The organism is Tistrella sp. (assembly GCF_002684955.1).
In the GTDB taxonomy this organism is placed as follows: domain Bacteria; phylum Pseudomonadota; class Alphaproteobacteria; order Tistrellales; family Tistrellaceae; genus Tistrella; species Tistrella mobilis.
Map to the genome: position 1 here is coordinate 14,346 of NZ_NYWI01000017.1, position 24,897 is coordinate 39,242.

25 protein-coding genes are annotated in these 24,897 nt (G+C 69.3%); 2 read left to right on the forward strand and 23 right to left on the reverse strand.

Going from position 1 to position 24,897, the window contains the following annotated elements; translation table 11 throughout:
* Positions 1–375: 375 nt before the first annotated feature.
* From CMO28_RS04225 to CMO28_RS04240, 4 genes are all read right to left on the reverse strand, one after another.
* Positions 376–2,568, reverse strand: coding sequence for a site-2 protease family protein (locus CMO28_RS04225; protein WP_296710123.1), 2,193 nt, complete (start codon positions 2,566–2,568; stop codon positions 376–378).
* Between the two features lie 3 nt (positions 2,569–2,571).
* The gene (locus tag CMO28_RS04230) at positions 2,572–4,119 is read right to left on the reverse strand and encodes an efflux RND transporter periplasmic adaptor subunit (RefSeq protein ID WP_296710126.1); all 1,548 of its coding nucleotides are present in this window, start codon (positions 4,117–4,119) and stop codon (positions 2,572–2,574) included.
* Positions 4,116–5,069 (reverse strand): efflux RND transporter periplasmic adaptor subunit, encoded by a 954-nt coding sequence (locus CMO28_RS04235; RefSeq protein WP_296710130.1) that lies wholly within the window; start codon positions 5,067–5,069, stop codon positions 4,116–4,118. Before CMO28_RS04235 ends, CMO28_RS04230 begins: the two co-directional genes overlap by 4 nt.
* A gap of 107 nt (positions 5,070–5,176) precedes the next feature.
* Positions 5,177–6,097, reverse strand: coding sequence for a cytochrome c (locus tag CMO28_RS04240; RefSeq protein ID WP_296710133.1), 921 nt, complete (start codon positions 6,095–6,097; stop codon positions 5,177–5,179).
* A 235-nt stretch (positions 6,098–6,332) separates the two neighbouring features.
* Here CMO28_RS04240 and CMO28_RS04245 point away from each other — a divergent pair, with 235 nt between their 5' ends.
* Both CMO28_RS04245 and CMO28_RS04250 read left to right on the forward strand, forming a co-directional pair.
* Positions 6,333–7,286 carry a DMT family transporter gene (locus CMO28_RS04245; protein WP_062769913.1) on the forward strand — a complete coding sequence of 318 codons (954 nt, stop codon included), beginning with the start codon at positions 6,333–6,335 and terminating at the stop codon, positions 7,284–7,286.
* Between the two features lie 32 nt (positions 7,287–7,318).
* A complete protein-coding gene (locus CMO28_RS04250; protein ID WP_296710138.1) occupies positions 7,319–8,563 on the forward strand; it encodes a M20/M25/M40 family metallo-hydrolase in 1,245 nt (414 codons plus the stop codon).
* Here the strand turns inward: CMO28_RS04250 and CMO28_RS04255 are convergent.
* The 19 genes from CMO28_RS04255 to CMO28_RS04345 form a co-directional block, all read right to left on the reverse strand.
* Positions 8,560–9,246: a DUF6064 family protein gene (locus CMO28_RS04255; RefSeq protein WP_296710146.1), complete on the reverse strand. Its 687-nt coding sequence runs from the start codon at positions 9,244–9,246 to the stop codon at positions 8,560–8,562. The genes CMO28_RS04250 and CMO28_RS04255 overlap by 4 nt on opposite strands.
* Complete coding sequence (locus CMO28_RS04260; RefSeq protein WP_296710150.1) at positions 9,246–10,208, reverse strand: aldo/keto reductase; 963 nt, start codon at positions 10,206–10,208, stop codon at positions 9,246–9,248. Before CMO28_RS04260 ends, CMO28_RS04255 begins: the two co-directional genes overlap by 1 nt.
* A gap of 100 nt (positions 10,209–10,308) precedes the next feature.
* Positions 10,309–10,956: a trimeric intracellular cation channel family protein gene (locus CMO28_RS04265; RefSeq protein ID WP_296710154.1), complete on the reverse strand. Its 648-nt coding sequence runs from the start codon at positions 10,954–10,956 to the stop codon at positions 10,309–10,311.
* 13 nt (positions 10,957–10,969) lie between these two features.
* Complete coding sequence (locus CMO28_RS04270; RefSeq protein WP_296710157.1) at positions 10,970–11,140, reverse strand: hypothetical protein; 171 nt, start codon at positions 11,138–11,140, stop codon at positions 10,970–10,972.
* Between the two features lie 175 nt (positions 11,141–11,315).
* On the reverse strand, positions 11,316–11,495 hold the full coding sequence (locus tag CMO28_RS04275; RefSeq protein WP_296710165.1) for a hypothetical protein: 180 nt from the start codon (positions 11,493–11,495) through the stop codon (positions 11,316–11,318).
* 111 nt (positions 11,496–11,606) lie between these two features.
* On the reverse strand, positions 11,607–12,392 hold the full coding sequence (locus tag CMO28_RS04280) for an SDR family NAD(P)-dependent oxidoreductase (protein ID WP_296710168.1): 786 nt from the start codon (positions 12,390–12,392) through the stop codon (positions 11,607–11,609).
* A gap of 26 nt (positions 12,393–12,418) precedes the next feature.
* The gene (locus tag CMO28_RS04285) at positions 12,419–13,213 is read right to left on the reverse strand and encodes an SDR family NAD(P)-dependent oxidoreductase (protein ID WP_296710171.1); all 795 of its coding nucleotides are present in this window, start codon (positions 13,211–13,213) and stop codon (positions 12,419–12,421) included.
* Positions 13,214–13,244: 31 nt separating this feature from the next.
* On the reverse strand, positions 13,245–14,531 hold the full coding sequence (locus CMO28_RS04290) for a TRAP transporter large permease (protein WP_062769963.1): 1,287 nt from the start codon (positions 14,529–14,531) through the stop codon (positions 13,245–13,247).
* On the reverse strand, positions 14,528–15,142 hold the full coding sequence (locus CMO28_RS04295; protein WP_062769960.1) for a TRAP transporter small permease: 615 nt from the start codon (positions 15,140–15,142) through the stop codon (positions 14,528–14,530). Before CMO28_RS04295 ends, CMO28_RS04290 begins: the two co-directional genes overlap by 4 nt.
* 4 nt (positions 15,143–15,146) lie before the next feature.
* The gene (locus CMO28_RS04300; protein WP_296710178.1) at positions 15,147–16,133 is read right to left on the reverse strand and encodes a TRAP transporter substrate-binding protein; all 987 of its coding nucleotides are present in this window, start codon (positions 16,131–16,133) and stop codon (positions 15,147–15,149) included.
* Between the two features lie 228 nt (positions 16,134–16,361).
* Positions 16,362–16,547, reverse strand: coding sequence for a cbb3-type cytochrome oxidase assembly protein CcoS (gene ccoS, locus CMO28_RS04305; RefSeq protein ID WP_296710180.1), 186 nt, complete (start codon positions 16,545–16,547; stop codon positions 16,362–16,364).
* A gap of 27 nt (positions 16,548–16,574) precedes the next feature.
* Complete coding sequence (locus tag CMO28_RS04310) at positions 16,575–19,037, reverse strand: heavy metal translocating P-type ATPase (RefSeq protein WP_296710185.1); 2,463 nt, start codon at positions 19,035–19,037, stop codon at positions 16,575–16,577.
* Positions 19,038–19,045: 8 nt separating this feature from the next.
* Complete coding sequence (locus CMO28_RS04315; protein WP_296710188.1) at positions 19,046–19,606, reverse strand: FixH family protein; 561 nt, start codon at positions 19,604–19,606, stop codon at positions 19,046–19,048.
* A gap of 77 nt (positions 19,607–19,683) precedes the next feature.
* Positions 19,684–21,195 carry a cytochrome c oxidase accessory protein CcoG gene (gene ccoG, locus CMO28_RS04320; RefSeq protein WP_296710191.1) on the reverse strand — a complete coding sequence of 504 codons (1,512 nt, stop codon included), beginning with the start codon at positions 21,193–21,195 and terminating at the stop codon, positions 19,684–19,686.
* 72 nt (positions 21,196–21,267) lie between these two features.
* Entirely contained in the window at positions 21,268–22,137 is an 870-nt protein-coding gene (gene ccoP / locus CMO28_RS04325; RefSeq protein WP_296710194.1) for a cytochrome-c oxidase, cbb3-type subunit III, read from the reverse strand.
* Positions 22,138–22,149: 12 nt separating this feature from the next.
* Entirely contained in the window at positions 22,150–22,317 is a 168-nt protein-coding gene (locus CMO28_RS04330; protein ID WP_081599090.1) for a cbb3-type cytochrome c oxidase subunit 3, read from the reverse strand.
* Between the two features lie 13 nt (positions 22,318–22,330).
* Positions 22,331–23,056, reverse strand: a complete 726-nt coding sequence (gene ccoO / locus CMO28_RS04335) for a cytochrome-c oxidase, cbb3-type subunit II (RefSeq protein ID WP_296710203.1) — start codon at positions 23,054–23,056, stop codon at positions 22,331–22,333.
* Between the two features lie 4 nt (positions 23,057–23,060).
* Positions 23,061–24,551: a cytochrome-c oxidase, cbb3-type subunit I gene (gene ccoN / locus CMO28_RS04340; RefSeq protein ID WP_323755065.1), complete on the reverse strand. Its 1,491-nt coding sequence runs from the start codon at positions 24,549–24,551 to the stop codon at positions 23,061–23,063.
* A gap of 32 nt (positions 24,552–24,583) precedes the next feature.
* The gene (locus CMO28_RS04345; RefSeq protein WP_062762182.1) at positions 24,584–24,841 is read right to left on the reverse strand and encodes a hypothetical protein; all 258 of its coding nucleotides are present in this window, start codon (positions 24,839–24,841) and stop codon (positions 24,584–24,586) included.
* Positions 24,842–24,897: the final 56 nt, after the last annotated feature.

Below are 24,897 nucleotides of genomic sequence, written 5' to 3' on the forward strand. Positions count from 1 at the left end.
ATCGCCCGGACAGGGCCGGACGGGCCCGGCTTCCGGTGAATGCGGTGCAATATTCACCCGTCCCCGCCCCACCCTTTCGGTCAGGGTTCGCCGGGGTTCTCCCGCCCGGATCGCCATGCCCCACCCTGGGCGCGAACATCATCACCCACACCATCGAAACGCGATGGACATCTCCGGGCAGGCACCCTATAGTCGGGGTCGCAGCCCGGTCGTGCGATGGCGCGGGGGGATGTATGGGACGGAGGGCATGACGCGATGCCGCCGGCCCCACCGTACAGGTTTACCCGAACTTGTGTGGTGTAGATGCGACACCGACTTGAGCGCGGCGGACATGCGTCCTGCCGCGCTTTTTTCGTCGCCCCTCGGATATGCGGATCAGAAGCCGCTTTCGCGGATGGCGACGGCGATCACCCGGCGCCACAGGCTGGCGGCGAAGCTTTCCGCCGGTGCGTCGATCCGCACCATGCCCCGCAGGGCCAGCGTCTGGCCGGCGGGCAGCCCGGCGCCGGCATCGGGTTCCAGCCACACCCGATAGACCGCGCCGCGCGGCACGGGGCGGCGCTCGTGGTCCAGCTCGGTCGCGATCGGCCCGCCATTCTGGCTGGCCAGGGCCGGCTGATCCAGGGCATCGACGGCCGTTTCGGACACGGCCGTCACCACCACCGGCAGCGGGTCGCGCGCGGGGTCGTCGGTCACGAACCGGCCGCGGGCGCCGACCTGCAGCCGCGGCAGATCCTCGCCCCGGACATAGGCCTCGATCCGCCCGCCCTCGGCGGCGACCACCAGCCCCAGCACCCGTGCGGGGGACACCCACAATCCCGGCATCAGATCGGCCGGCGGGTCGCGGAAGATGCCGTCCTGCGGCGCGCGCACCACCAGCCGGGCGCGCTCTGCCATCAGCCCGTCCAGCTCCGCCAGCCGGGCGGCCAGCCGCCCTTCCAGCACGCCCACCTCGGCGGCGGTGGCGGCGCTGGCGGCCTGGCGCTGGATCAGCCTCTGGGTCACGTCCAGCTCCAGGCGGATCATCTCGATCTTCCGGTCCAGATCGGGGTTGTCGAGCACCACCACCGGCTGGCCGGCGGTCACGCGCGCCCCTGCCGCCACCGGCACCTCCACCACCCGTGCCGGCGCCGGCGGATGCAGCCGCGGGCTGGCCGATGCCTCCAGCATCGCCGGCAGGCCGATATCGCCCTGCCAGGGCACGAAGGCGAGCCCGATCAGCAGCGCCAGCACCGCCAGGCTGCGGGCCATGGCCCGGTTCATCCGCATCTCGTCCCTCGCCTTCCACCATTCGCCGATTTCGCGCAGCGCCGGCATCGCCAGGAACCAGCACACCTCCACCGCCGCCAGCATGATGCCCAGCACCTTGAAGAAAGCGTGATAGACCAGCACGGCGATGCCCAGGAACAGGAAGAACCGCCAGATCCAGGCGCCATAGGCATAAAGCAGCACGGCGTGGCGGGTGCGCGGCGGCAGCACTTCCGGCGGCTCGCGCCCCAGGCCGAACAGGGTTTCGCGCAGATGCCAGCGGGCCAGCGCGAAGCCGCGGCCCTGCAGGTTGCGCACGCCGATCAGATCCGACAGCAGGTAATAGCCGTCGAAGCGCATCAGCGGATTCAGATTGACCAGCAGGGTCATGAACCACGACACCGCCGCCAGAAAGAACACCGCCGAGCGTGCCGGCCCGTCGGGCATCATCGTCCAAAGAATGGTGGCGATTGCGGCGATGCCCAGCTCCACCGCCATGCCGGCGGCACCGATGATCAGCCGCCGGTGGCGTTCCGGCAGCCGCCAGGCGTCGCTGACATCGGTATAAAGCACCGGCATCATCACCAGCAGGGCGACGCCCATGGAATGCACCCGGCAGCCGAAGCGCTTGGCGGCCAGGGCGTGGCCCATCTCGTGCAGCACCTTGGCCACGACCATCGCCAGGCCGAACCACACCGCCCCTTCAAGCGTCAGGAAGCTGGTGAAGGTGTGCAGGAACACATCCCACTGCCGCCCGACCAGATAAAGCGCGACGGCGACCAAAGTGAGCAGGGTAAGCCCCGCCCCTTTGGAGAACATCATCCGGCCAAGCGGCGTCAGCCCGTCCAGCCACATATCGGGGCGGACCAGCGGCACGCGCACGAACAGATAATTGTGCAGCATCCAGGAAAAGGCGCTGCGCTTCGCGGCCTTGCGCTGGCGAAGATAGCTGCCGCTCATCCCCGGCTCGTCGCCCGCGACCAGATTGTTGGCGATCAGGAAACGGGCCAGCTCGTCCACATCGCTCAGCTCCAGCGGCAGGCGAGAGGCGGCCATGGCCCGGGCCAGAACCCTGTCGGGCATGCCCTGATCCCAGGCGCCCAGCAGCGCCACCGCCTGGGGCGACAGGCTGTAATAGCGCCCGCGTGCCGGATCCAGAATCGTCCAGCTGGGGCTGCCGTCCAGATCGGTGGGGCCCGGCAGCAGTTTCAGATCCTCGCGCAGCCGCGGCACCGGCTTGGCCTGCTGCTGGCCGCCCGCGCCGCCCCCGAACGAGATGGTCGGCCCCCCCGGCGCGCTGCCCTGCACGGATGCGACCATGGCCTAGAACCCGGTATGCTGGCGCAGCGCCGCCAGCGGCCTGCGGAACAGATAGAAGGCGAGCGGCACATCCGCGCCATAGACCTTGGCGGTGCCGCGCAGCCCCACCCTGGGCAGGGCCTCCCCCGCCTTCTGGTCCAGCCGGGCCTTCAGCTCATAGGCCAGAATGCCGCCCGGGGTCTGCTCAGCCGTATAGCTCAGGCTGGTCATCCGCCCGGCCACCGGCTCCAGCGGCCGGGCATCCAGGAACAGCTGCACCGGCGCGCCCGGCTCCAGCCGGATCGCCTCGCCCACCGGCAGTTCCACGCGGATCTCGGCCCGGGACGGATCGGCGATGGTCATGATCCGCTGGCCGGTCTGCACCGGCCGACCGATCCAGTCGTCGGCACGGGTGAACAGCACGATGCCCGGGCGTTCGGCACGCACCTCCACCCGGGCCAGGCGCTGTTCGGCATACTCCAGCTCCGCCTGGCGCAGCCGGGCGCGGGCTTCCAGCAGGGCGATCTGTGCGCCGGCATCGCGGTCGTTGAAGGCGCCCTGGCGCGCGCGGCGCAGTTCGGCCTCGGCGATTTCCAGCGTACGCCGGGCCACCGCCACCTCGGCCTGAAGATTGGTCGGATCAAGCGTCAGCAGCAGGTCGCCGGCCTCGACCCGCTGGTTGGGCTGCACCTCGATCGCCTGCACCACCCCGTCCAGCGGCGAGGCGACGGTCGCCGGATCGCTGGCCGACACCTCGGCCGGCGCCAGCACGCTTTGCGGCACCGGAATGAAGCCGGCGGCAACGGCGGCCGCCACCAGCCCCAGCACCAGCCAGCGCGGCCGCGGCAGCCGCCGCCGACCGGCACCGCGGCCGGCCAGCGCCAGCCAGGCATGGGCATAGGCATCGGCCAGCTGGGCAGCCAGCACCTGATCGGCGGGGGCGAAACCGGTATCGCGGGCCAGCCACAGCCAGCCGCGCACCTGGCCCTCGCGATCGGCCAGCGGGCAGAGCAGCGCATGGGGGGCGGCCAGCTCCGGCCAGGCCTCGGCCAGTTCCTGCGGCAGATCGGCGGGCGTCACCAGCCGCGGCTTCAGCAGCTCGGCCTCGGGTGCCGGCGCCGGTGCGGCTCCGGCCAGCGGCTGTGCTGCCGGTACAGGCGCCGGCGCCGCCTTCAGCGCCTTCACCTGGTCGCGATGGGCGGCGGCCAGATGGCCCAGCACCCGTTCCAGCCAGGTGACATAGGGCGCCGTGCGCTCCACCCCCGGCACATCCGACAGGGCGACGGGTTTCGGGCGGATCGCGCCCTCGGCAAGCGCCGCCTGGCGATAGGGCAGCAGACGGCGGGTTTCGTTGACGATCACATAGCGCAGGCTCTGCACATCCGGCGCGCGCCGGGCAGCACGTTCCAGCGACAGCATGATCGAGAACAGGATCGCCGACCGGCCACGCGCCGGATCCGCTGCCGCCCCCGCCGAGGATGCCCCGGCTGAGGATGCCCCAGGCTTCGCCGCCGCGGCAGCCAGCTTCTGCAGATCGATCTTGGGTGGCTGCGGCCGGGGGTCGGCGTTCATTTCGGCGTCCCTTGCGGTTTAGCCTGCGGCACGGGTTCGGCGGGGCCCGCAGGCCGTGCGGCAGGGTCGAAGCGGGCGGTGCCGCTCATGCCCGGCAGCAGATCACCGGGCCGGCCCTGGATCGCCGCCAGCACCGGCACGGTCTGCGACACCTGATCGACCCGGGCGCCGATGGCGGTGACCTGCGCCTTGACCGTGCCGCCGGTCTCATCGACCGCGAAATCGAACGGCATGTCGGGCACCAGCCAGGCCAGCCAGGTCGACGGTACGATCAGCCGGATGCGTGGCAGCCCGTCCGAGACGATCGCCAGCAGATCGTCACCGGCAGCGACGCCTTCGGCCGGCTGTGCCAGGCGGCGCACCACCCGGCCGGCATAGGGCGCCTCGATCCGGCAGCGCTCCACCGTGGCGGAACTCAGCCGGATGGCGGCCGATGCCTCGGCCAGCTTCGCCTCGGCCAGCTGCACGTCCAGCACGCCGATCGACTGAAGCTTCGCCAGGCTGCGGGCGTTGTCGAGTGCGGCCTTGGCCCCCGCCGCCTGGGCACGGGCCTGGGCCAGCTGGGCCTCGTAGAGCGTGCAGTCGAACCGCACCAGCAGGGCGCCTTTGGCAAAGTCCGCGCCTTCGGTCACCGGCAGATCGACGATCCGCCCGGCGATCTCGGCCGAAATCACCGCCTCCGCCGCCGGCTCCAGCACGCCGCGCGCGGCTTCGGGCGACGGCGCATCCGGCCCGGTCTTCACCGGCCCCGGCACCGGGGCGGCCGACAGGATCGGCGGCAGCTGGCGGGGCGCGGCCGTGGTTTCGCCCCCACCCGAAGACGCCCCACCCGCAGAAAGGGGCGGCAGCCCGGTCTGTGCCGCCGCAAGGGTTGCCATCGTCACCAGAGCCGCCGCCACCGCGGCTCCGGCCACCATCCGACGGGCCCGCATTGCGTTCCGAAGCTGCATTCCCTCAACCGCCCCTGACTGTTATTCCGGCGCCGTCCCTGTCGCCCGCGCGCCGGGTCAGCCTACGCCTGTTGGCGCAGGCGCGCCACGCCCCTCGGCCGCCATGGTCACTTCGCGGGCCCGGCCTTGCGGCCGGCCATATGGGTCAGATAGGCCACGATATGGTCGATATCGGCATCGCTCAGCTCGTCGGCAGAAAAGGCCGGCATCACCGATCCCGGCCAGCTGCGCACCGATTTCGTATTGCGGATCAATTTCTTCAGCGCTGCCGGCTGGAAGTATTCGGTCGGGTTCATCGGCAGGTTCAGATCGGGGCCCAGCTCGGCCGGGCCGGCACCGTTGATCTTGTGGCAGGCGGCGCACTGCACCGCGAAGACCTGCTCGCCCTTCCGCTCCGGCGCATCGGCCGGCAGCGTCTCCGCCACCCGCATCGGCGGGAAGCGGTCCAGCAGCGGCACGGTAGCGGTGAAGCTCGCCACCTGATAGGGCCATTGCTCCTGGGTCACCCCGCTCGCCGCCGCATTGGTCCACACCACATAGAACGGGCCCGGATCGGCATCCTTGTCGGGCAGGGTCGGCCAATCACCACCCGCCGTGGGGCCATCCGCCGTGGGGCCATCCGCCGTGGACAGCGCCAGCCAGGCCCGGGCGCGGTCGGGGCGGGTTTCCAGCACCAGGGCCGCCGGCAGCTGGGCCACGAAACCGTCCAGCGCCGCCACCTCCAGATGGTCGTCGGCCGCCAGGCCGTGATCGGCCAGGATCGGCGCCAGCGGCACCGCCTTATAGCGCATGGGCCGGTGATAGGAGACGTCGTCCGGCACATCGATCACGGTCAGATCGGGCCGCTTCAGCAGGGCCTCGCGATCCAGCGAAAACGCCCGGCCCTCGATCGTGAAGCTCACCGCCGGCACCTCGGCGGCATTCAGCCTGGCCGCCACCGGCGGCAGGCTCACCAGAGCCAGCGCCACGGCGATCGCCGCGACACCCGCCCGCACGCGTCTCGTCACATGTGCCATCACATCACCCATCACATCCCCTCTCCGGCCGTCGTCGTCCCGTGCGACCGGTTGGGATGCAGTATGCACCAGTCCGGCTTTGTCGGCGCGTGGATTGAAGATCCTGCGTAAACACCGGTGGATGCCGGTCCGGTGCCGGATCATGGACCCTTGCGGACGAAGCGCTGTACCTGGCCGCCGATCCCCGGCAAGCTTGGCGGACCATCTTTCTCCGCACTGCGGACCCTGCGCCAGATCGGTTCCGACAATGACCACGACCCCCACCCCGCCCGCCGGCCCGGAGCCGGTCGGAACGCAGTCGCTTGGGGCCTCCAACCCGTCGCTCGCCCCCAACCCGTCGCTTGACCGTCTGAAGGGCATCGGCCTGATGATCGTGGCGGTGGGCCAGTTCGTGGCCATGGACACCATCGCCAAGCTGCTCTCGGAAACCCAGCCGGTGCCGCAGCTGGTCTGGGCGCGCTATGGCTTCCATCTGCTGTGGATGCTGCCGCTGATCCCGGTTTTCGGGCTCAGGCGGATGATCTCCACCCGCGTGCCCGGCCGTCAGCTCGCCCGTTCGGCCCTGCTGATCTCGTCAACCGTCTTCGCCTATCTGGCCGTGCACCGCCTGCCGCTCACCCAGCTCTATGCGGTGAATTTCACGGCGCCGCTGATGGTGACCCTGATGTCGGGGCCGCTCCTCGGCGAAGCGATCGGCCCGAAGCGCTGGGCGGCGGTGCTGCTCGGGCTGGGGGGCGCGCTCATCGCCGTGCGCCCCGATCCGGGCAATCTCGACCCCGGCATTCTCTATGCCTTCGCCATGGCGCTCAGCTTCGCGGTCTATCAGATCATCACCCGCCAGATCTCGCCCTATGACGGGCCGCTGGTCGGGCTGTTCTACGCCGCCCTGTTCGGCTTCACGCTCACCTCGATCGCGGTGCCGTTCTATTGGGCGCCGGTCGATGCCCGCACCTGGGTGATGATGGCGCTGCTCGGCCTGTTCGGCGCCCTGGGGCATCTGGCACTGATCTCGGCGCTCCGCCTCGCCCCTGCCTCGCTGATCTCGCCCTTCAGCTATACCCAGCTGATCTGGGCGACCGCGGTCGGCTTCGTGATCTTCGGCCATCTGCCCGATCAGTGGACGCTGACCGGGGCCGCGATCGTGGTCGCGGCCGGGCTCTATCTCGCTTTCGGGGAACGGCTCAGGCTGCGCCGGCGTTGAAGGGGCAGGCCATCTTCAAGGAGCCCCCAGCCGTGAGCGTGCCAGCCAGTCCCAGCACCGATACCGCCCGCCTCGCCGGGATCGTCGACCGCAACCACGAGACCGCGATCGACTTCCTCTCCGAACTGGTGCGCACGCCCTCCGACGCGCCGCCCGGCGACTGCACCGCCATCGCCGAGGTCACCGCCGGCTGGCTGGAGACGCTGGGCTTCGAGGTGGAGCGCGTGCCCGTGCCCGAAGCGGCCTTCGGGGTGGCTGGCGTCGCCGCTGCGCCCAACCTGATCGTGCGCGCGGAATTCGGCCCCGGCCCCACCATCGCGCTCGCGTCCCATGGCGACGTCCCGCCGCCGGGCCATGGCTGGTCGGTCGAACCCTATGCGGCCGTGGTCCGCGACGGGCGGATGCATGGTCGGGGCGCCGCGGTCGCCAAATCCGACATCGTCGCCTATGCGCTGGCGCTCAGGGCGATCAGACAAGCCGGCCTCAGCCTCGGCGGCACGATCGAGCTGCATCTGACCTGGGACGAGGAAAGCGGCGGCGATGTCGGGCCGCCGCTGATCCTGGAGCGGCGGAAAACCCGGCCCGATTTCGCGATCTGCTCGGGCGGCTCCTACGCCGTCGGCACCCGGCAGAACGGCTGTCTGCATCTGGAGGTGACGGTGGAGGGCCGCTCCGCCCATGCCGCCCGGCCCGAAAGCGGCGCAGATGCGATCGAGGCGGCGCTGCGGATCATGCAGGCGGTCTACGAGTTGCGCGACCGGCTCGCCGCCGACGGCGGTCCGCCGCTGGTGATCGGCAGCCTTGCCGCCAGCACCAACCCCAACATGGTCGCCGACCGCGCCCGCTTCGTGATCGACCGCCGTATCACCCCCGATGAAGATCCCGAAGCGGTGGAGGCCGAGCTGATCCGCCTGGTCGAACGGACCGGCGCCGGGGCCGGTGCGCTCAAGACCCACTGCACGCGCCTGCTGCTCGCCCGCCCCCTCACCCCCGTGGGCGAGGTCGCCCGGCTGTCGGCCGCGATCCGCCGCGCCGCCACGCGGGAAATGGGCGAAGAGGTGGGCGAGAGCAGCTCGGCCCTCTATTCGGATGCCCGCCACTACGCCGCCGCCGGCATCCCCACCGTCACCTATGGCGCCGGCCCCCGCGACCCCGAGGACGCCCACGGCCACCGCGCCGATGAACGCATCACCCTCGACGACCTCCGCCGCGCCACCCGCATCATCGCCGCCGCCCTGGTCGAGCTGCTGCCGGTGGGGGCGGAGACGAAGGGCTAACGACCGATACCCTTCTCCCGCGGCAACAGCGTTGCCGCCACCGCGGCCGCGGCGAGGGCCGGCAGGATCCAGGCGTCGGGCCAGTCCATGGCGATCTGGGTGAGGGTCGAGAGCAGACACCAGAGCAGCGGCACCGGCAAAAGCAGCAGGCGCAGGCGGAGCGGTTTCAGGGCAAGCAGGCCCAGGGTGAAGAGCGCGGTGGCATCCGGGGTCACGCCCACAAGTTCGGCCGAGAGCCAGGGCCGGCCCGAAAGCGGCGCGGCGAGCGGCAGCAGGATCACGGCTGCGGCCATGACCAGCAGGCCGGCATCGCGGGCGGCGGGCGGGACGCGGACATCCGGGGGCTGTTCCGGCTCGGCGAAGGCCGTCGCCAGCAGCAGCACGCCCTGCAGCATGAAGCCGGCGGCCGGCCAGACCGCCGCCCAGTTGATCTCGCCATAGCGCTGATAAAGGAAATCGGTGCCGATCCACACCCAGACCACCGCCAGGATCGGCAGGGCGATGCGCATCATCCGCGGCTCCACCCCGCCGCGGCGCAGGATCAGCCAGGGGATCACCAGCATGGCGATGACCACCGGGATCTGCAGCGGCCAGATCGCCTCGTGATAGCGGATGAACAGGCGCTGATAGGTTTCGGGGGCAAACAGCAGGAAGTCGTTCAGGGTGTAGTCGGTCCAGGGCATCAGACTGCCGCCTCGACATCCGCGGCGATCCGCTCCCGCAAGGCGCGGTCCGGCAGCGGGCCCGATGCCGCCGCCAGATTCTCGCGGACATGGTCGACGCGGGTCGTGGCCGGAATGACGCAGGTCACCGCCGGATGGGCCAGGATGAATTTCAGCAGCGCCTGCGCCCAGCTCGACACCTCCAGCTCGCGCGACCAGCCGGGCAGCGGCACCCCCGCCAGCCGCCGGGTCAGCGCGCCCTGACGGAAGGGCCGGTTCACGATCACCGCCTGGCCGTGATCGGCCGCGAGCGGCAGGATCCGCGCCTCGACCTCGCGATCGAGCGGGTTGTAGGTGACCTGCACGCTGTCCAGCGGCTGCGTCGCCATCACCTGCTCGAAGCCGTCGTGGCGCCGGCCTTCCGAAGTGGTGATGCCGACATGGTCCAGGCGGCCCTCGGCCTTCATCGCGAACAGGGTCTCCAGATGATCCTGCCAGGCGAGGAGGTTGTGGACCTGCATCAGGCTGAACCGTTTCACGCCCCAGAACCGGCGCGTCTCCTCGATCTGCCCGGGTCCGTCGCGGCCCGACGAGGTCCAGACCTTCTCGGCCGAGAACACGCGGTCGCGGGCATCCAGTGTCGCGAGCCCCTGGCCCACCACCATCTGCGACGAGCCATACATGGGCGAGCTGTCGATCACCCGGCCGCCGGCGTCGAAGAAGGCGCGCATCACCTCGGTACAGCCGGCGATGGCTTGCGCGTCGCGGCCGACATTGAAGGTGATCCAGGTGCCGAGCCCGACCGCCGGGACGGCGCGACCGGTCGAGGGAATGGCCCGCAGCAGCGGCGTGCCGGCACCGGGCACCGATACGCCGGACAGCGATCCGGCGGCACCGGCAGGACCGGGCGACAGGGTGAACGCCGCCAGTCCGGCAGCGGTACTGCACAGGAACTGTCGGCGGCTGATGGGCTTGTCCGTCATCGGGGTGGATCTCCGGCAGACGGTCTCAGGGCAGGGGCACCCTGCCATACGGATCTGTGTCGGAAATCCGATACGGCAAGCCCATTGCTCCGTTCTGTCGTCAGCTCCGGTCCTCCCGATCCGGCTGCCGGGGCACCGGCAGCTGCCAGCCATGCCGGATGGCCATGACCCGCAATCCGAAACAGAGCGCCGCACCCGCCAGCATGGACGGAGCCGCCGGCAGGCCCAGCGCATGGGCAGTGACCACCACCCCGGCACCGGCAAGGGCCGCCACCGCATAAAGATCAGCCTTCAGCACGGCCGGCACCTGGGCGACCAGAACGTCGCGCACGATGCCGCCGCCGATGCCCGTCAGCATGCCGAGCAGCGCCGCCATCGCCGGCTCCAGCCCGGCCCCCAGCGCCTTCTGCGCGCCCGAGACCGCGAACAGCGCAAGCCCTGCCGCATCGCTCACCTGCACCGGGTTGCGGAAGCGTTCGATCAGGGCATGACGATAGAAGGTGAAGATCCCCGCCACACAGGCGGTGAGCACATAGCGCGGCTGGCTGATCGCCGCCGGCGGCACCGCGCCGATCAGCAGATCGCGCAGAATGCCGCCGGCACTCGCGGCCGCAAAGGACAGCACCAGCACACCGAACAGGTCCAGCCCCCGGCGCACCGCGACCACGGCCCCCGACAGGGCGAAGACGAAGGTGCCGATCAGATCGAGTGCCGCCAGCACCGTGCCGGCGGTCAGGATGTCATCCACGACGCGCCCCGGCTCAGGCCCGGCCGGTCGCGCGCAGCATCAGCCGCCAGGGCCAGCTGAGCGCATTGATCACGCCGTCTTCTCCCCCCTTGGCGGCCAGACTGCGGCGGGTTTGCTCCGCCATCCGGAAGATGACCGGCGCCCCCGATACGACAAGCAGGAAGCTGATCAGGTCAGGCTGCATGACGTCCTCCCCGCTTTCCGAGACAGCGATCCTCATGTCCACGATATATGCCGTGAGCAGGACCAAAACAATCATGACGATGCCCGGCAATCATGACGATGCCCGGCAATCATGACCATGCCCGGCCGCCAGCACCGTGCCGGCGGTCAGGACGTCATCCACGACGCGCCCCGGCTCAGGCCCGCCCGGCCGCACGCAGCATCAGCCGCCACGGCCAGCTGAGCGCATTGATCACGCCGTCTTCTCCCCCCTTGGCCGCCAGGCTGCGGCGGGTCTGCTCCGCCATCCAGAAGCAGGAGAACAGGCCAAGAAGTCCCAGGACCAGCACGTAGGGCATGATGGCGTCGAAGATCATGTTCATCGGTCTCAGGCCCTCATGCAGTTGGGACACCCCTTACCCCGCCAACGTGGCGAGATCATGCCGCGGCATGAAAATCAATTCAAGAGAGATGAAGGCCGGGCATCATCAATCCCTGATCCCGACCGCCTGAAACCCGCCATCGGCCGCGACGATCTGGCCGGTGACGTAACCCGCGGCATCGCCGGCCAGGAAGCGGATCACGCTGGCCATCTCTTCGGGCGTGCCATAGCGGCCGAGCGCCACGCGCTCTTCCCACGAGGCGCGGACCTCGGGGCGATGGACGGCACGGGTCAGCGGCGTGTCGATCGGGCCCGGCGCGACGCAGTTGACCCGGATGCCGTAAGGCGCCAGTTCCAGCGCCATCACCTGGGTCAGCAGATGCACGGCCCCCTTGGACGCGCCATAGGCGGCCCGGCCGCGATTGCCGCGCAGTCCCGAGACCGAACCGACATTGACGATCGCGCCCGGCCGGCCCGCCGCGATCAGCCCGCGAGCGACGATCTGGCCCAGCATCATCGTGCCGCGCAGATTGATGCCGATGATCCGGTCGAGCAGCGCCGGATCGGTGTCGAGAAACGGCACGTCGACGCCGATTCCGGCGCTGTTGACCAGCACCCGGACCAGGCCGTGATCGCTGGCGATGGCCGCCATCGCCCAGGCCACCGCCTCGGGGTCTGAGACGTCGAAGGCGGCAGGGGTCGCACGCAGCCCCTGCGCCTCCAGCTCTGCTACCACCCGGGCGGCACCCTCGGCATCGCGGTCGGCCGCCACGACCATGGCGCCCGCCTCGGCCAGGGCCCGGGCGGTCGCGAGGCCGATCCCGCTTGCGGCCCCGGTTACGACCGCGACGCGGCCGTCATGAAAGCCATGTTCGTCGCGTTCTCCGGTCATGATCGTCTCCTTGTCCGGGATCGCCGTCAGGCCGCGCGGCAGGACAGCCCGCCATCGACCGGCAGGCAGTGGCCGGTGATGTAGCCGGCATCGTCGGAGGCGAGGAACACCGCCGCCTTGGCGATGTCCCAGCCATCGCCCATCCGCCCGGTCGGGCAGGCGGCGTGGCGCTTCGCGATCATGTCCTCGGCATCGGCATACTGGCCGACGATCTGGGTGCGGATCAGCGGCGTGTCCATCATGCCGGGCATGATGGCGTTGCAGCGGATGCCCTGCTTTGCATATTCGAGCGCGATGGCGACGGTCATCTGGTTCACCGCCGCCTTGGCCGCGTAATAGGCGAGATAGGGATAGTTGGTCCAGCGGATCGCCGCCAGCGACGACACGTTGACGATGGCGCCGCCGCCGGCCTTCAGCATTTCCGGGATGGCATGCTTGCAGGCCAGAAAGACCGAGGTGGCGTTGACGTCGATGGCCCGCCGCCAGCGCGCCTCGTCCAGTTCCACCGGCCCGCCCATCTCGGTGATGCCGACATTGTTGTGCAGCACGTCGAGCCGGCCGAAGGTCTCGACCGTCTTCGCCACCGCCGCTGCGATCTCGGCCGAAGAGGTGACGTCGGCCGTGACCGCGATCGCCTCGAAGCCTTCATCGCGGATGATGCCGGCGGTTTCTTCGGCCGCCTCGGCGACGCGGTCGACGCAGACCACCCGCGCGCCCTCGCGGGCGAAGAGCACGGCGGTGGCCTTGCCGTTGCCCCAGCCCGGGCCGCTCGATCCGGCACCGAAGACGAGGGCGGTCTTGTTCTCCAGACGCTTGGTCATCGGAAAGCTCCAGTTTTTCGGGCCCGCGGCCTCAGCCGGCGGCAAGGCCCGGCAGCAGCAGCGAGGCCTGGGGCACCAGGGTGACGAGCAGCAGCACGGCCAGCGCCGCCGCCAGGAAGGGCAGGATGGCGACCGAGCCGCGTTCCAGCGGCGACCGCGCAATCATGCAGGCGATGTTCAGACAGAGCCCGACGGGCGGCGTGATCAGGCCGATGCACAGGTTCAGCACCACCACCACGCCGAAATGCACCGGGTCGACGCCCAGCGCGAGCGCGATCGGGTAGAGCACCGGCACCAGCATCACCAGGGCGGCATTGGCTTCCAGGAACATGCCGATGATCAGCAGCAGCACGTTCACGACCAGCAGGAAGACCAGCGCATCGGAGACATTGGCAAGCACGAAGGCCGAGACCGCCTGCGGCACCCCGGTATAGGCGAGCAGCCACGAAAACAGCTTGGCGGCACCGACCACGATCATGATCACCGCGGTCGAGCGGCCGGCCGAGACCAGGGCGGCATAGATCCGCTTCAGATCCAGTTCCCGATGCACCACGCCCCCCACGAAGAGGGCATAGACCACCGCCACGCCGGAACATTCGGTGATGTTGAACACGCCCATCCGGATGCCGACCAGGATGAAGACCGGCATCAGCAGCGCAAAGGCGGCGCGGGCCAGCGCCCGGCGGACGGTGCCGGGCGGCCGCTTGCCGGTGCGCACGGCCGGCGCATCGCGGATCGCCAGCCGCCGCGCGATCCAGAGCATGGCGACGGTGTAGAGCAGGCCCGGGATCACGCCGGCCAGAAACAGATTGGTGATCGACTGATTGGTCAGCACCCCCATCACGATGAACGGGATGGAGGGCGGGATGACCGGTGCCACCACATTGGCAGCCGCGATCAGCGAGGCGGCGAAAGCGGGTCTGTGGCCGACCTTGACCATGGCCGGGATCATGATCCGGCCGAGCGCCGAGGTATCGGCCACGGCCGATCCCGAAATGCCGGCGAAGAGGGTGGAGGCGACCACGCCGCTCATGGCGAGCCCACCCGGCTTGTGGCCGAGCATGGCATCGGCCAGTTCCAGCAGCCGCCGGGTCATGCCGCCCGCGGTCATCAGCGAGCCCGCAAGCAGGAAGAAGGGAATGGCGAGCAGGGTGAAGCCGTCGATGCCGCCGAAGATCGATTGCGGCACCACCATCAGATTGATGTCGCCGACCCAGAGCAGCACGCCGACCACGCCCGCGATCACCGCAAAGCCGATCGGCACCGCGATCGCCATCAGCCCCAGGATCAGGATCAGCAGGATTTCGACCAGGGTCATCGGCGGACCTCTCCGTCACGCGCCGCTTCGGCGGCACGCATCGCCACCGGCACGAAGCCCTCGCCCTCGTCTTCCACCGGGGCATCCGGATCGGGCAGCGCCCAGTCGGCGCCCGGCCGCGACAGCCGCGCGATCACCACCATGATCGCGATCAGCACGCCGCCCACCGGCATCGCCATATAGGGCACCGACATCGGCACCTCGAAAGCGGGGCTGTCCTGGAAGGAATTGAGATCGGCAAAGGCCAGGCCGTGGATCACCAGCACCGCCGCCACGCCCAGCATCACCAGGTCGCGGACGATCCGCAGCACCGCCGCCGGGCCGGACCCCAGCCGTTCGATCAGCGCGGTGACCGCGACATGGCCGCCGCCGCGCAGCACCGCGGCCGATCCGACCATGGCGATCCAGGGCATCAGGAACCGCGCCAGTTCCTCGCTCCAATAGGGGGCTGCATCCAGCACATAGCGGGCGAAAACCTGCCAGACGATCGCCCCGGTCATGGCCGCGATCATGAGGGCGAGCACCCCGTCGAGCACACGCTCGACGAGGCGCCCCAGACGTCCGGCCCCTGCGGCGACGCCGCCGGGGCCGGACGTGCGCTTCGGGGTCATGCGCTTACTTGACCGCGCGGATCTTTTCGACCCAGGGCTTCAGATCGGGGAAGGCATCCGGCATGTCGGCGAGCTTTGCCGCAAAGGCGTCGCGGTCGACGGCGACGAAGGTCATGCCCTTGTCCTGAAGCCGCTTCTTGATCTCGGCTTCCATGGCCGCCATGCGGGTGCTGGCATCGTCCATGGCCTTGCGGCCCTCTTCGATCAGCACGGTGCGCACGTCTTCCGGCAGGCGCTTCATCCGCGCGTCGTAGAAGATGAAGGTCATGGCGCCGATGACATGGGCGGTCTCCATGACATGGCTCTGCACCTCGTCATAGCGCATGCTCTCGATGATCTCGAGCGGGTTCTCCTGCCCGTCGACCACCTTCTGCTGCATCGAGGTGAAGAGTTCGGCCACGCCCATCGGCACCGGGCTCGCACCCAGCTTGGCCCAGGTCATCGAATACATCTTGAGCGGCGGCACGCGCAGCTTCAGACCTTTCAGATCCTCCAGCGTCGGCACGGCGCGGTTGGCGGTCAGATGGCGGGCACCGCGATAGCCGGCGCCGACGATGCGGAAGCGGGTCTGGGCGGCGATCGCATCGGCCAGCTCGGCACCGATCGGGCCGTTATAGACTTTCCGGAAATGATCGAGATCGCGGATCAGATAGGGGAAGGCCTCGACGCCGGCCACGATGCCATAGCGGTCGAGCGTGCCGATCGACTGCAGCACGATGTCGTTGGTGCCGATCGCCAGACCTTCGATCGACTGCGGCCAGTCGCCGGTCGATCCGGAATCGGCGATCTGGATCTTCACCTTGCCCTGGGTGCGGTCTTCGACCGCCTTCTTGTAGGCTTCGGCGGTTTCGTACCAGATGTTGCCGGGGGTATAGACATGCGCCATCTTGAGGACAATATCCTCGGCGCGCGCGACACCGGTGGTTGCAAGTGCGATACCGAGCACGGTCGCACAGGTCGCGAGGCCGCGACCGATCATGGTCCTGAGCATCCGGGCTTTCCTCCCTGCGCCGGTTGCCATGGTGCGCGACCCGCTTCTTGTCCGGTCGTCGATCGCCATGGCCGTGAAGGGTCAGCCTAACAGCCCCGGCCTGCATACGCAGAGGCCCGGGTCCGCCAAATGGACCCGGGCCCCCATGAAATCTTGAAGATCAGCCGTTGCCGCGGTCTCCGGACCATATGACGGACCATCGGTCCCGTCAGCGGAACCGGCGGTGGATCAGCCCCGCCGCCGTCTCTCCGCCGGCGGTTCGTCGGCGGGCTGATCATCGTCATCCATCAGGATGCGATGGGCGGCGCCTTCGATATCGTCGTACTGGCCGCTTTTCAGCGACCACAGGAAGGCGGCGAGCGCACCGCCTGCAAGCAGCAGGCTGGCCGGGATCAGATAGATGAGAACGTCCATGGGACGATGGCCTTCCGGAGGGGGACGTCAGGACCGCACGCCGCGGCCCAGCCGGACCGCGTTCAGGATCACGATCAGCGACGAGCCGCTCATGGCGAGGGCGGCGATCAGCGGCGTGACGAAACCGGCCACCGCCGCCGGTACCGCAATCATATTGTACACGATGGCCGCCGCGACATTCTGACGCGCGGTGCGTTCGGCGGCCCGCGCCATGGCGAGTGTGGTGATCACGGCATCCAGCCGCTCGCCCCGGAACACCGCATCGGCGGCGCCCTGGGCAAGATCGGCACCGCCGGCCGGGGCGATGGAGGCGGCGGCCTCGGCCAGCGCCGGGGCATCGTTCAGCCCGTCGCCGACCATCAGCACCTTGTGGCCCTCGCCCGCCAGATCGCGGATGCGCCGGGCCTTGTCGGCCGGCAGGGCCTCGGCCGTCCAGCGCTCGATGCCGACCGCGCGGGCGATCGCCGCCACCGCCTCGGGCCGGTCGCCTGACACCAGTTCCACACCCATGCCCCGCGCCTTCAGCGCCGCCACGGTTTCTGCCGCGGCGGGCCTCAGCGGGTCGGCGAAGCGGATCAGCAGCGGCCGGACGCCCGGCTCGACATACCAGAGTTCGGGCCCCGGAATGTCGTCGCCGGCAAGCGGTGTCGCGGCTCGGATCGCCGCCGCCGTCTCGTCACTCAGCCCGCAGAACGCCGCCTTGCCCAGGCGCACTGCCCCCAGCGCCATGCCATGGCCGGCATGTTCCACGGCGGTCTCCCCGCCCTCCCCCGCCGGTGCCACGGGCAGAAGATCGGCCGGCACCGCCTGCGCCAGCGCCTGGGAGAGCGGATGGCGGCTCATCGCCGCCAGCGCCGCCGCCCGGCCGAGGCGCGCACGGGCATCCGCATCGCCGAGCAGGGCCTCCAGCCCCACCGGCCGCGGCCGGCCGAGGGTCAGCGTGCCGGTCTTGTCGAGCACGACATGATTCACCTGGCCCAGCCGTTCCAGCGCCAGCGGGCTTTGCAGCAGCACGCCGCGGCGGGCAAGGGCCGAGGCAGCGGCGACCTGAGTGGCCGGCACCGCCAGCGCCAGCGCGCAGGGGCAGGTGATGATCAGCACCGCCACCGCATGCGACAGCGCATCGTACCAATTGATCCCGACCAGCGCCCACCAGCCGAAGAAGGTGAGCAAGGCCGCCAGATGCACGGTCGGCGCATAGGCCCGCGACACCCGGTCGGCAAAGGCGACCCGGCCGGCGCGGCGCTGCTCGGCCGCCTCGATCAGCCGGGCCATTTCGGCCAGCTGGCCGTCCTCGCCCGCGGCATCGACCCGGATGTCGAGCGGCGCCCCCAGCACCACGGCGCCGCCGGTGACCCGGTCGCCCGGCACCACCATCCGCGGCAGGCTTTCGCCGGTCACCAGGCTCTGGTCGATCTCCCCCTGGCCGCGCAGCACCACGCCGTCGACGCCGATCCGTTCGCCCGCCGCCACCCGGGCGATCATGCCCGGCCGCACATCGGATGCCGCCAGCCGGCGCAGCGCGCCCGTCGCCTCGTCCAGGATCGAAACCGGCTGGCGCGCCAGCGCGATCAGCTCCGCCACCGTGCGGCGGGCCTGGCCGCGGGCACGGGCATCCAGCACCCGGCCGATCAGCAGGAAGAACAGCAGCATGGTCGCGCTGTCGAAATAGGCATGCAGCTCGCCGCGCCAGGTATGGGCCAGAGAAGCCGCGGCAGTCAGGATCACGCCGATCGAGATCGGCACATCCATGTTGGTCCGCCCGCGCGACAGCGCCGACCAGGCCGATTTGAAGAAGGGCCGGCCGGCATAGGCGATGGCCGGCAGGGCGATCAGGGCCGAGGCCCAGTGCAGCAGGCTGCGGGTCGCCTCGCCCATGCCCGCGTCACCGGCCGCCCAGATGCCGATCGACAGCAGCATCACATTGCCGGCGGCGAAACCCGCCACCGCCATGGCGCGGATCAGTTCGCGGCCCTGGGCGTCATCGGCGGCCGCCATGCGCTCGGCATCGTAGGGCAGAAGGCGATAGCCCAGGCGCACGGCCGGGTTGACCAGCCGGTCGGCCAGCTCCGGCGCGCCCTGCCAGGCGACTCGCAGCCGCCGGGTGGTCATGTTCATGCGCGCATCCGCCACCCGGTCGTCGGCGGCGATCGCCCGCTCGATCAGCTGGACGCAGGCCGCGCATTGCAGCCCGTCGACCATCAGATCGATGGTGTTGCGGCCCCGGTCGTCGGTGCGGACATGAGAGGCAAGCTCGGGCAGTTCCTCGTCCGGCCTGGGCGGCCGGGCGGTCGGGTCCAGCGTGCGGCGGGCGTAAAGCCCGTCGAGGCCCAGTTCGCGGACCAGATCGGCCGCGGCGGCGCAGCCGGTGCAGCAATACCGTTTCCCGGCCGCATCCGCGGTTCCCCGCCCGATCACCGGCTGCCCGCAATGGGCGCAGGCGACCGCGGCCGCGTCCTCGCGGCCGGCACCGGTCAAGGGTATGCTCATGGTTCAGGTCACTCCGTCTCGCCCGACTTCGCCCCGGCCTCGCCCGTGGCGGGCGCGATCCAGAGCCTGTGGGTCGAAATGTGGCGATCCTTGCCCCTGGTGACAATGACGTGCAGATCCCACTGCCCCGGCCGCACGCCGGGGCCGACCAGCCGCCAGGCGCCCGCCGGCCCGCCCGGGCGCGGCATGGCCATCAGGGCCACCCGCTCGCCATCCAGCGGCCGTTGCAGGCGGGCATCGACCGTGGCACCGGCCAGCGGCCCGTCGGGGCCGGCAAGGGGCAGGGCGAAATCGCTCTCGCCCGCGGGCGTGCCCGGCTCGACGGCGGTGGTCACCGTCCAGCCCAGCCGGTCCTGAGCCTCGACCGCGGCGACCAGCCGGTCGTAATCCAGGCCGCGTTCGAAGGGCTTGTCCACCACCACGCCGGTGAAGCCGTCCAGCGCCTTGACGATCAGTGTGGTGTTCACCGCCAGCACCACCAGGAAGCCGCCAACGAAAACCCAGGGGATCCAGGCGCTCTTGCGGCCGGAAGCCTTGGTGCGGGGCTGCATCGGAAGACTGCGGGCCATGGGCTCGTCTCCTGGCTCTGAAAGAAGCTCCAGGTGCCCGGGGGCACCTGGAGGGATATCGGAGGGTGTTCCGGTGATCAGGGCACCTGGACCGGCGCCACGCTGTTCACGCGCTGGGTGCGGTCGCCGCCCGATGGCGGGGCCACGAAGACGGTGGCCACACTCGCCTCCTCACCCGTGGTGAGGTTGCGGATATGCACGTCGATCGGGGTCTGCTCTTCCGGGATCACCTTGCGCGGCATGGCGATGAACATCCGGAGCGCGCCCTGGGTGTCGCCGCGCACCTCGACATTGTCGGCCGGCAGCTCGCGGCCGTCGGGGGTGTGGACGCTGGCGACCAGGCCTTCGGGGCCGTCGACGGTCACCGCGAATTCAGACCCTTCGGGGCGGCGGTTGGTGATCTTGAGCGTATAGCCGTTGCGGATGGAGCCGTCGGACAGGGTGACGAACAGCGGCGCCCGGTCGCGGATGACGGTGGCGTCGACCCGGGTGCGGGTCAGCATCGCGGTCATCATCACCGCCCCCAGCACCACGATCAGGCCGGCATAGATCAGGGTGCGCGGGCGGATGATCTTCATGTGCCGCGGCTGTTCACCCTTGGCCAGCGCCGTCTGATTGGCGAAGGTGTCCCAGGTGATCAGGGCACTGGGCCGGTGCAGCTTGTCCATCACATTGTTGCAGGCGTCGACGCAGAGGCCGCAATTGATGCATTCCAGCTGGATGCCGTCGCGGATGTCGATGCCGGTCGGGCAGACCTGGACGCACTGGGTGCAGTCGACGCAATCGCCGCGCAGATCGAAGCTTTCACCCTTGCGGTACTTGCCGCGCGGCTCGCCCCGCCAGGCCTGATAGGTGACGGTGACTGTCTGGTCGTCGAGCATCGCCGCCTGGAAACGCGGCCAGGGGCACATATAGGTGCAGACCTGTTCGCGCGCCCAGCCCGCCAGCGTATAGGTGGTGATGGTGAACAGCGCGAACATGGAATAGACCGTGGCCGAGGCCTGGCCGGTCAGGATCTCCACGGTCACGGTCGGCGCGTCGCGGTAGTACATGATCCAGGCGCCGCCGGTGGCGGCCGCGATCAGCACCCAGGCGCCATGCTTGGCGACCTTGCGCCAGGCCTTGTCGAAGCTGAGGGCCGCCTTGTCGCGGCGGATGCGCTCGGCACGATCGCCTTCGATCTGGCGCTCCACCCACATGAACAGGTCGGTCCAGACCGTCTGCGGGCAGGCATAACCGCACCAGAGGCGGCCGTAGAGGCTGGTCACCAGGAACAGCAGCACGGCGCCGAAAATCAGCAGGCCGGCCAGGTAGTAGATCTCGTCGGGCCAGATCTCCAGATTGAAGAAATAGCCGCGCCGGCCTTCGAGGTCGAGGAGCAGGGCCTGGTCCGGACGTCCCGGCCCGCGATCCCAGCGGATCCAGGGCAGAACGTAATAGATGCCGAGCATCACGACCAGCAGGGCCCATTTGATCCGGCGGACCGGACCCTGAACCGCCTTGGCATAGACCTTCAGGCGGTTGGCGAACAAGGCTGGCGGGGCGGTGGTGTCGTCGTGACCGCCCATATCGATGCCGGAGGTGGACATGGTCCTGGCTCCTCGGGGAAGAGGTCGGCCCGGCCGGCCCTTCTGATGGGACCGGCCGGACGGGGGAAGCGGTTATTCGCCGCCGCCCAGGCTGTGGACGTAGACTGCGAGCATGTTGATGGTGGCGTCGTCCAGGCGGCCGCCCCAGTTGGGCATGACGCCGTGGCGGGGCTGCGTCACCTGGGCCATGACCTGATCCAGGCTGCCGCCATAGAGCCAGACCTGGTCCGCAAGGTTCGGCGCGCCGAAGTCGCGGCCACCATGCCCGGTCTCGCCGTGGCAGGAGGCGCAGTTGTCTGCGAAGATCTGGGCACCTTCGGTCTTCACCGCCGGGGCCGGATCCGCTGCGCCTGACAGCGACAATACATAGGTCGCGACGGTCTGGATTTGATTCCTGTCAAGAATCTCACCAAAAGCCGGCATCTGCGACGTCCGGGTATCCGCATCGGTGGCCGAGCGGATGCCGTGGAGCAGGGTCTGGCGGATGGCGTGGATGTCGCCACCCCACAGCCAGTCGTCGTCACCCAGCGCCGGATAGCCCGCCTGACCGGCACCGCCGGCGGCATGGCAGGCGGCGCAGTTCTCGGCGAAGGCGACCCGGCCGCCCGCCACCGCATAGGTGGCGGTCTCGGGATCCTTCAGGATGTCGGCAACGTCGGTACCGCGGATCTTGGCCAGGATGTCGGCCCGGCCCGCCTCAACGGCCGCCAGGTTCTGGGCGTGCTCCACGCGGGTGGAATACCCGAGCAGCCCCTTGAAATAGGTGGTCCCAAGCGGGATGCCGGGATAGAGCACCACCCAGACCGCCGAGAAGGCGATGCAGGCATAGAACACGTAGAGCCACCATTTGGGCAGCGGCGTGTTCAGCTCCTTGATCCCGTCCCATTCGTGGCCGGTGGTCATACGGCCCGTGGCCGTATCCTTTTCGATCTTGGTCGGCATGGCGCCAGTCCTTCAGGCGTCGTCGTCGCGAAGCGGGATGCGGGAGGCGCTGTCCATCGCGGCCTTCTGGCCGGGAAGGAAGGCCCTCACACCGATCACGACGAGCAGGATCATGACGGCGACGATCCACCACGAGCGGACGAACTGATAGACAGCGACCAGTTCCTCATAGCCAGGCATGGATGTGGCCTCCTCACTGCTGCAGTTCGTCTTCCGTCAGGTCGTTGAACCGCACCATGGTGCCAAGGACCTGCAGATAGGCGACGAGGGCGTCCATCTCGGTCAGCTTCGCGGTATCACCGTCGAAGTTGTCGACACGTGCGCCGGGATAGCGGGCGAGCAGGCCTTCGGCATCGCTCATCGGGTCGGCCTGGGCGGCGAGATCGGCCTTCACGCTGTCGATCATCTCCGCCGTATAGGGCACGCCCACGGTGGCATTGGCTTCCAGCCGGCCCTTCAGGCTGTTGGTCTCCAGCGGCCGCTCCGCCAGGAAGGCGTAGGTCGGCATCACCGAGCCCGGCACCAGGGCGCGCGGGTCGATCAGATGGCCCACATGCCATTCGTTGGAGTACTTGCCGCCGACGCGCGCCAGATCGGGACCGGTGCGCTTCGACCCCCACTGGAAGGGATGGTCGTACTTGCTTTCGGCCGCCAGGCTGTAATGGCCATAGCGTTCCGCCTCGTCCCGGAAGGGCCGCACCTGCTGGCTGTGGCAGGTGTAGCAGCCTTCGCGGATGTAGATGTCGCGCCCGGCCAGCTCCAGCGGGGTGTAGGGGCGCACCCCGTCCACCGCTTCGACCGTGGTCTCGATGGTGAAGAGGGGGATGATCTCGACCATGCCGCCGATGGCGACGGTGCCGAGGGTGAGGATGACCAGAAGCCCGGTGCGCTTCTCGATCTTGTCATGCGTGAGCGCCATCGGATCAGGCCTCCACCGCTGCGGCGGCCGCGGGCTTGCGGGCAGCGACCGGCTGGCCGGCACGCACCGTCATGATCAGGTTGTAGACCATGATCAGGGCGCCCACGAGGAACAGCACGCCGCCCAGACCGCGGATGATGTAGAAGGGATGCATGGCCATGACGGTCTCGATGAAGCTGTACTGCAGGAAGCCCAGCTCGTCATAGGCGCGCCACATCAGGCCCTGCATGATGCCCGACACCCACATCGAGGTGATGTAGAGCAGGATGCCCAGGGTCGAAATCCAGTAGTGCCACGAGACCAGCGGCAGCGAATACAGCTCCTTCTTCTTCCACAGCGTCGGCACCAGCATGTAGATCGCGCCGAAGGAGACGAAGGCGACCCAGCCCAGCGCACCGGAATGCACATGGCCGATGGTCCAGTCGGTGTAGTGGCTGAGCGCGTTGACCGCGCGGATCGACATGACCGGGCCTTCGAAGGTCGACATGCCGTAGAAGGCGACCGAGGTGACCAGGAAGCGGATGACCGGGTCGGTGCGCAGCTTGTCCCAGGCGCCCGAAAGCGTCATCAGACCGTTGATCATCCCACCCCAGGACGGCATCCACAGCATGATCGAGAACACCATGCCCAGCGTCTGCGCCCAGTCGGGCAGCGCGGTGTAGTGCAGGTGATGCGGGCCGGCCCAGATATAGAGGAAGATCAGCGACCAGAAGTGGACGATCGACAGACGGTAGGAATAGACCGGCCGCTCGGCGCGCTTGGGGATGAAATAGTACATGATGGCCAGGAAGCCGGCGGTCAGGAAGAAGCCCACCGCATTATGGCCGTACCACCACTGCACCAGCGCGTCCTGCACGCCCGAGAACACCACATAGCTCTTCGAGCCGACCAGGCTCGCCGGGATGGCGAGGTTGTTCACGATGTGCAGCATCGCGATGGTCACGATGAAGGCGATGTAGAACCAGTTCGCCACATAGATATGGGGCTCGCGCCGGCGCACGACCGTGCCGATGAAGGCCACGAAATAGCAGACCCAGACGATGGTCAGCCACAGGTCGATATACCATTCCGGCTCGGCGTATTCCTTGCCCTGGCTGAAGCCCAGCAGGTAGCTGAGGGCGGCCTGGACGATGAAGAAGTTGTAGCCCCAGAAGATGAAGCGGGCGAGCGCCGGGCCGCCGAAGAGCGGCGCGCGGCAGGTGCGCTGCACCACGTGGAACGAGGTGCCGATCAGCACGTTGCCGCCGAAGGCGAAGATCGCGGCCGAGGTGTGCAGCGGCCGCAGGCGCCCGAACGAGGTGTATTCCAGGCCGAGGTTCAGCGAGGGGAAGGCCAGCTGGAAGGCAATATAGGTGCCCGCCAGAAAGGCCGCGACGCCCCAGAACATCGCGGCGATCACGAACAGACGCACCGTCTCTTCGTCGTAGCGGGCGGCGCTGCGCACGGGCGCGGATGCGCGCGTCGTGCCGTCGCCATAAGTTGCGGTCATCGTCATTTGGTCACCGCTCCGGTGTCAGAGGGCGCGCATCACAGATCGGGACCGTCGGCGGGGAGATGCCCCTCGCCATCGGTCTCGACCGCTGCGTAGTGCCGGTTGATCTCGCCGACGATGTAGACGATCGCCAGCACGCCCAGGCCCAGGCCGAAGATGCGGATGCCCATGTCCATGGCGTGCCCCGCCATGAACAGGCCGACCACACCGGCCACCGTCAGCAGTGCGCCGATCACGATCGAGACGCCGTCGGCGCCGATCGGCCTCTTCTCGCCCTTGTCGCTGTTGCTCATGCCCGTATCCTCGAGTCTTGGCCCATTTGCGGGTGCGGCGGCGTCAAGGGCCCGCT

Coding starts and splice junctions, on each gene's coding strand:
- CMO28_RS04330 (WP_081599090.1), bottom strand. CDS start 22,317: ATGCCTGGCTATGAGGAACTGGTCGCTGTCTATCAGTTCGTCCGCTCG.
- CMO28_RS04275 (WP_296710165.1), bottom strand. CDS start 11,495: ATGATCTTCGACGCCATCATGCCCTACGTGCTGGTCCTGGGACTTCTT.
- CMO28_RS04285 (WP_296710171.1), bottom strand. CDS start 13,213: ATGACCAAGCGTCTGGAGAACAAGACCGCCCTCGTCTTCGGTGCCGGA.
- CMO28_RS04260 (WP_296710150.1), bottom strand. CDS start 10,208: ATGACGGACAAGCCCATCAGCCGCCGACAGTTCCTGTGCAGTACCGCT.
- ccoP (WP_296710194.1), bottom strand. CDS start 22,137: ATGCCGACCAAGATCGAAAAGGATACGGCCACGGGCCGTATGACCACC.
- CMO28_RS04295 (WP_062769960.1), bottom strand. CDS start 15,142: ATGACCCCGAAGCGCACGTCCGGCCCCGGCGGCGTCGCCGCAGGGGCC.
- CMO28_RS04345 (WP_062762182.1), bottom strand. CDS start 24,841: ATGAGCAACAGCGACAAGGGCGAGAAGAGGCCGATCGGCGCCGACGGC.
- CMO28_RS04245 (WP_062769913.1), top strand. CDS start 6,333: ATGACCACGACCCCCACCCCGCCCGCCGGCCCGGAGCCGGTCGGAACG.
- CMO28_RS04290 (WP_062769963.1), bottom strand. CDS start 14,531: ATGACCCTGGTCGAAATCCTGCTGATCCTGATCCTGGGGCTGATGGCG.
- CMO28_RS04235 (WP_296710130.1), bottom strand. CDS start 5,069: ATGCAGCTTCGGAACGCAATGCGGGCCCGTCGGATGGTGGCCGGAGCC.
- CMO28_RS04255 (WP_296710146.1), bottom strand. CDS start 9,246: ATGCCCTGGACCGACTACACCCTGAACGACTTCCTGCTGTTTGCCCCC.
- ccoG (WP_296710191.1), bottom strand. CDS start 21,195: ATGTCCACCTCCGGCATCGATATGGGCGGTCACGACGACACCACCGCC.
- CMO28_RS04240 (WP_296710133.1), bottom strand. CDS start 6,097: ATGGGTGATGTGATGGCACATGTGACGAGACGCGTGCGGGCGGGTGTC.
- ccoS (WP_296710180.1), bottom strand. CDS start 16,547: ATGGACGTTCTCATCTATCTGATCCCGGCCAGCCTGCTGCTTGCAGGC.
- CMO28_RS04230 (WP_296710126.1), bottom strand. CDS start 4,119: ATGAACGCCGACCCCCGGCCGCAGCCACCCAAGATCGATCTGCAGAAG.
- CMO28_RS04300 (WP_296710178.1), bottom strand. CDS start 16,133: ATGCTCAGGACCATGATCGGTCGCGGCCTCGCGACCTGTGCGACCGTG.
- CMO28_RS04310 (WP_296710185.1), bottom strand. CDS start 19,037: ATGAGCATACCCTTGACCGGTGCCGGCCGCGAGGACGCGGCCGCGGTC.
- CMO28_RS04270 (WP_296710157.1), bottom strand. CDS start 11,140: ATGCAGCCTGACCTGATCAGCTTCCTGCTTGTCGTATCGGGGGCGCCG.
- ccoN (WP_323755065.1), bottom strand. CDS start 24,551: ATGACGATGACCGCAACTTATGGCGACGGCACGACGCGCGCATCCGCG.
- CMO28_RS04225 (WP_296710123.1), bottom strand. CDS start 2,568: ATGGTCGCATCCGTGCAGGGCAGCGCGCCGGGGGGGCCGACCATCTCG.
- ccoO (WP_296710203.1), bottom strand. CDS start 23,056: ATGGCGCTCACGCATGACAAGATCGAGAAGCGCACCGGGCTTCTGGTC.
- CMO28_RS04315 (WP_296710188.1), bottom strand. CDS start 19,606: ATGGCCCGCAGTCTTCCGATGCAGCCCCGCACCAAGGCTTCCGGCCGC.
- CMO28_RS04280 (WP_296710168.1), bottom strand. CDS start 12,392: ATGACCGGAGAACGCGACGAACATGGCTTTCATGACGGCCGCGTCGCG.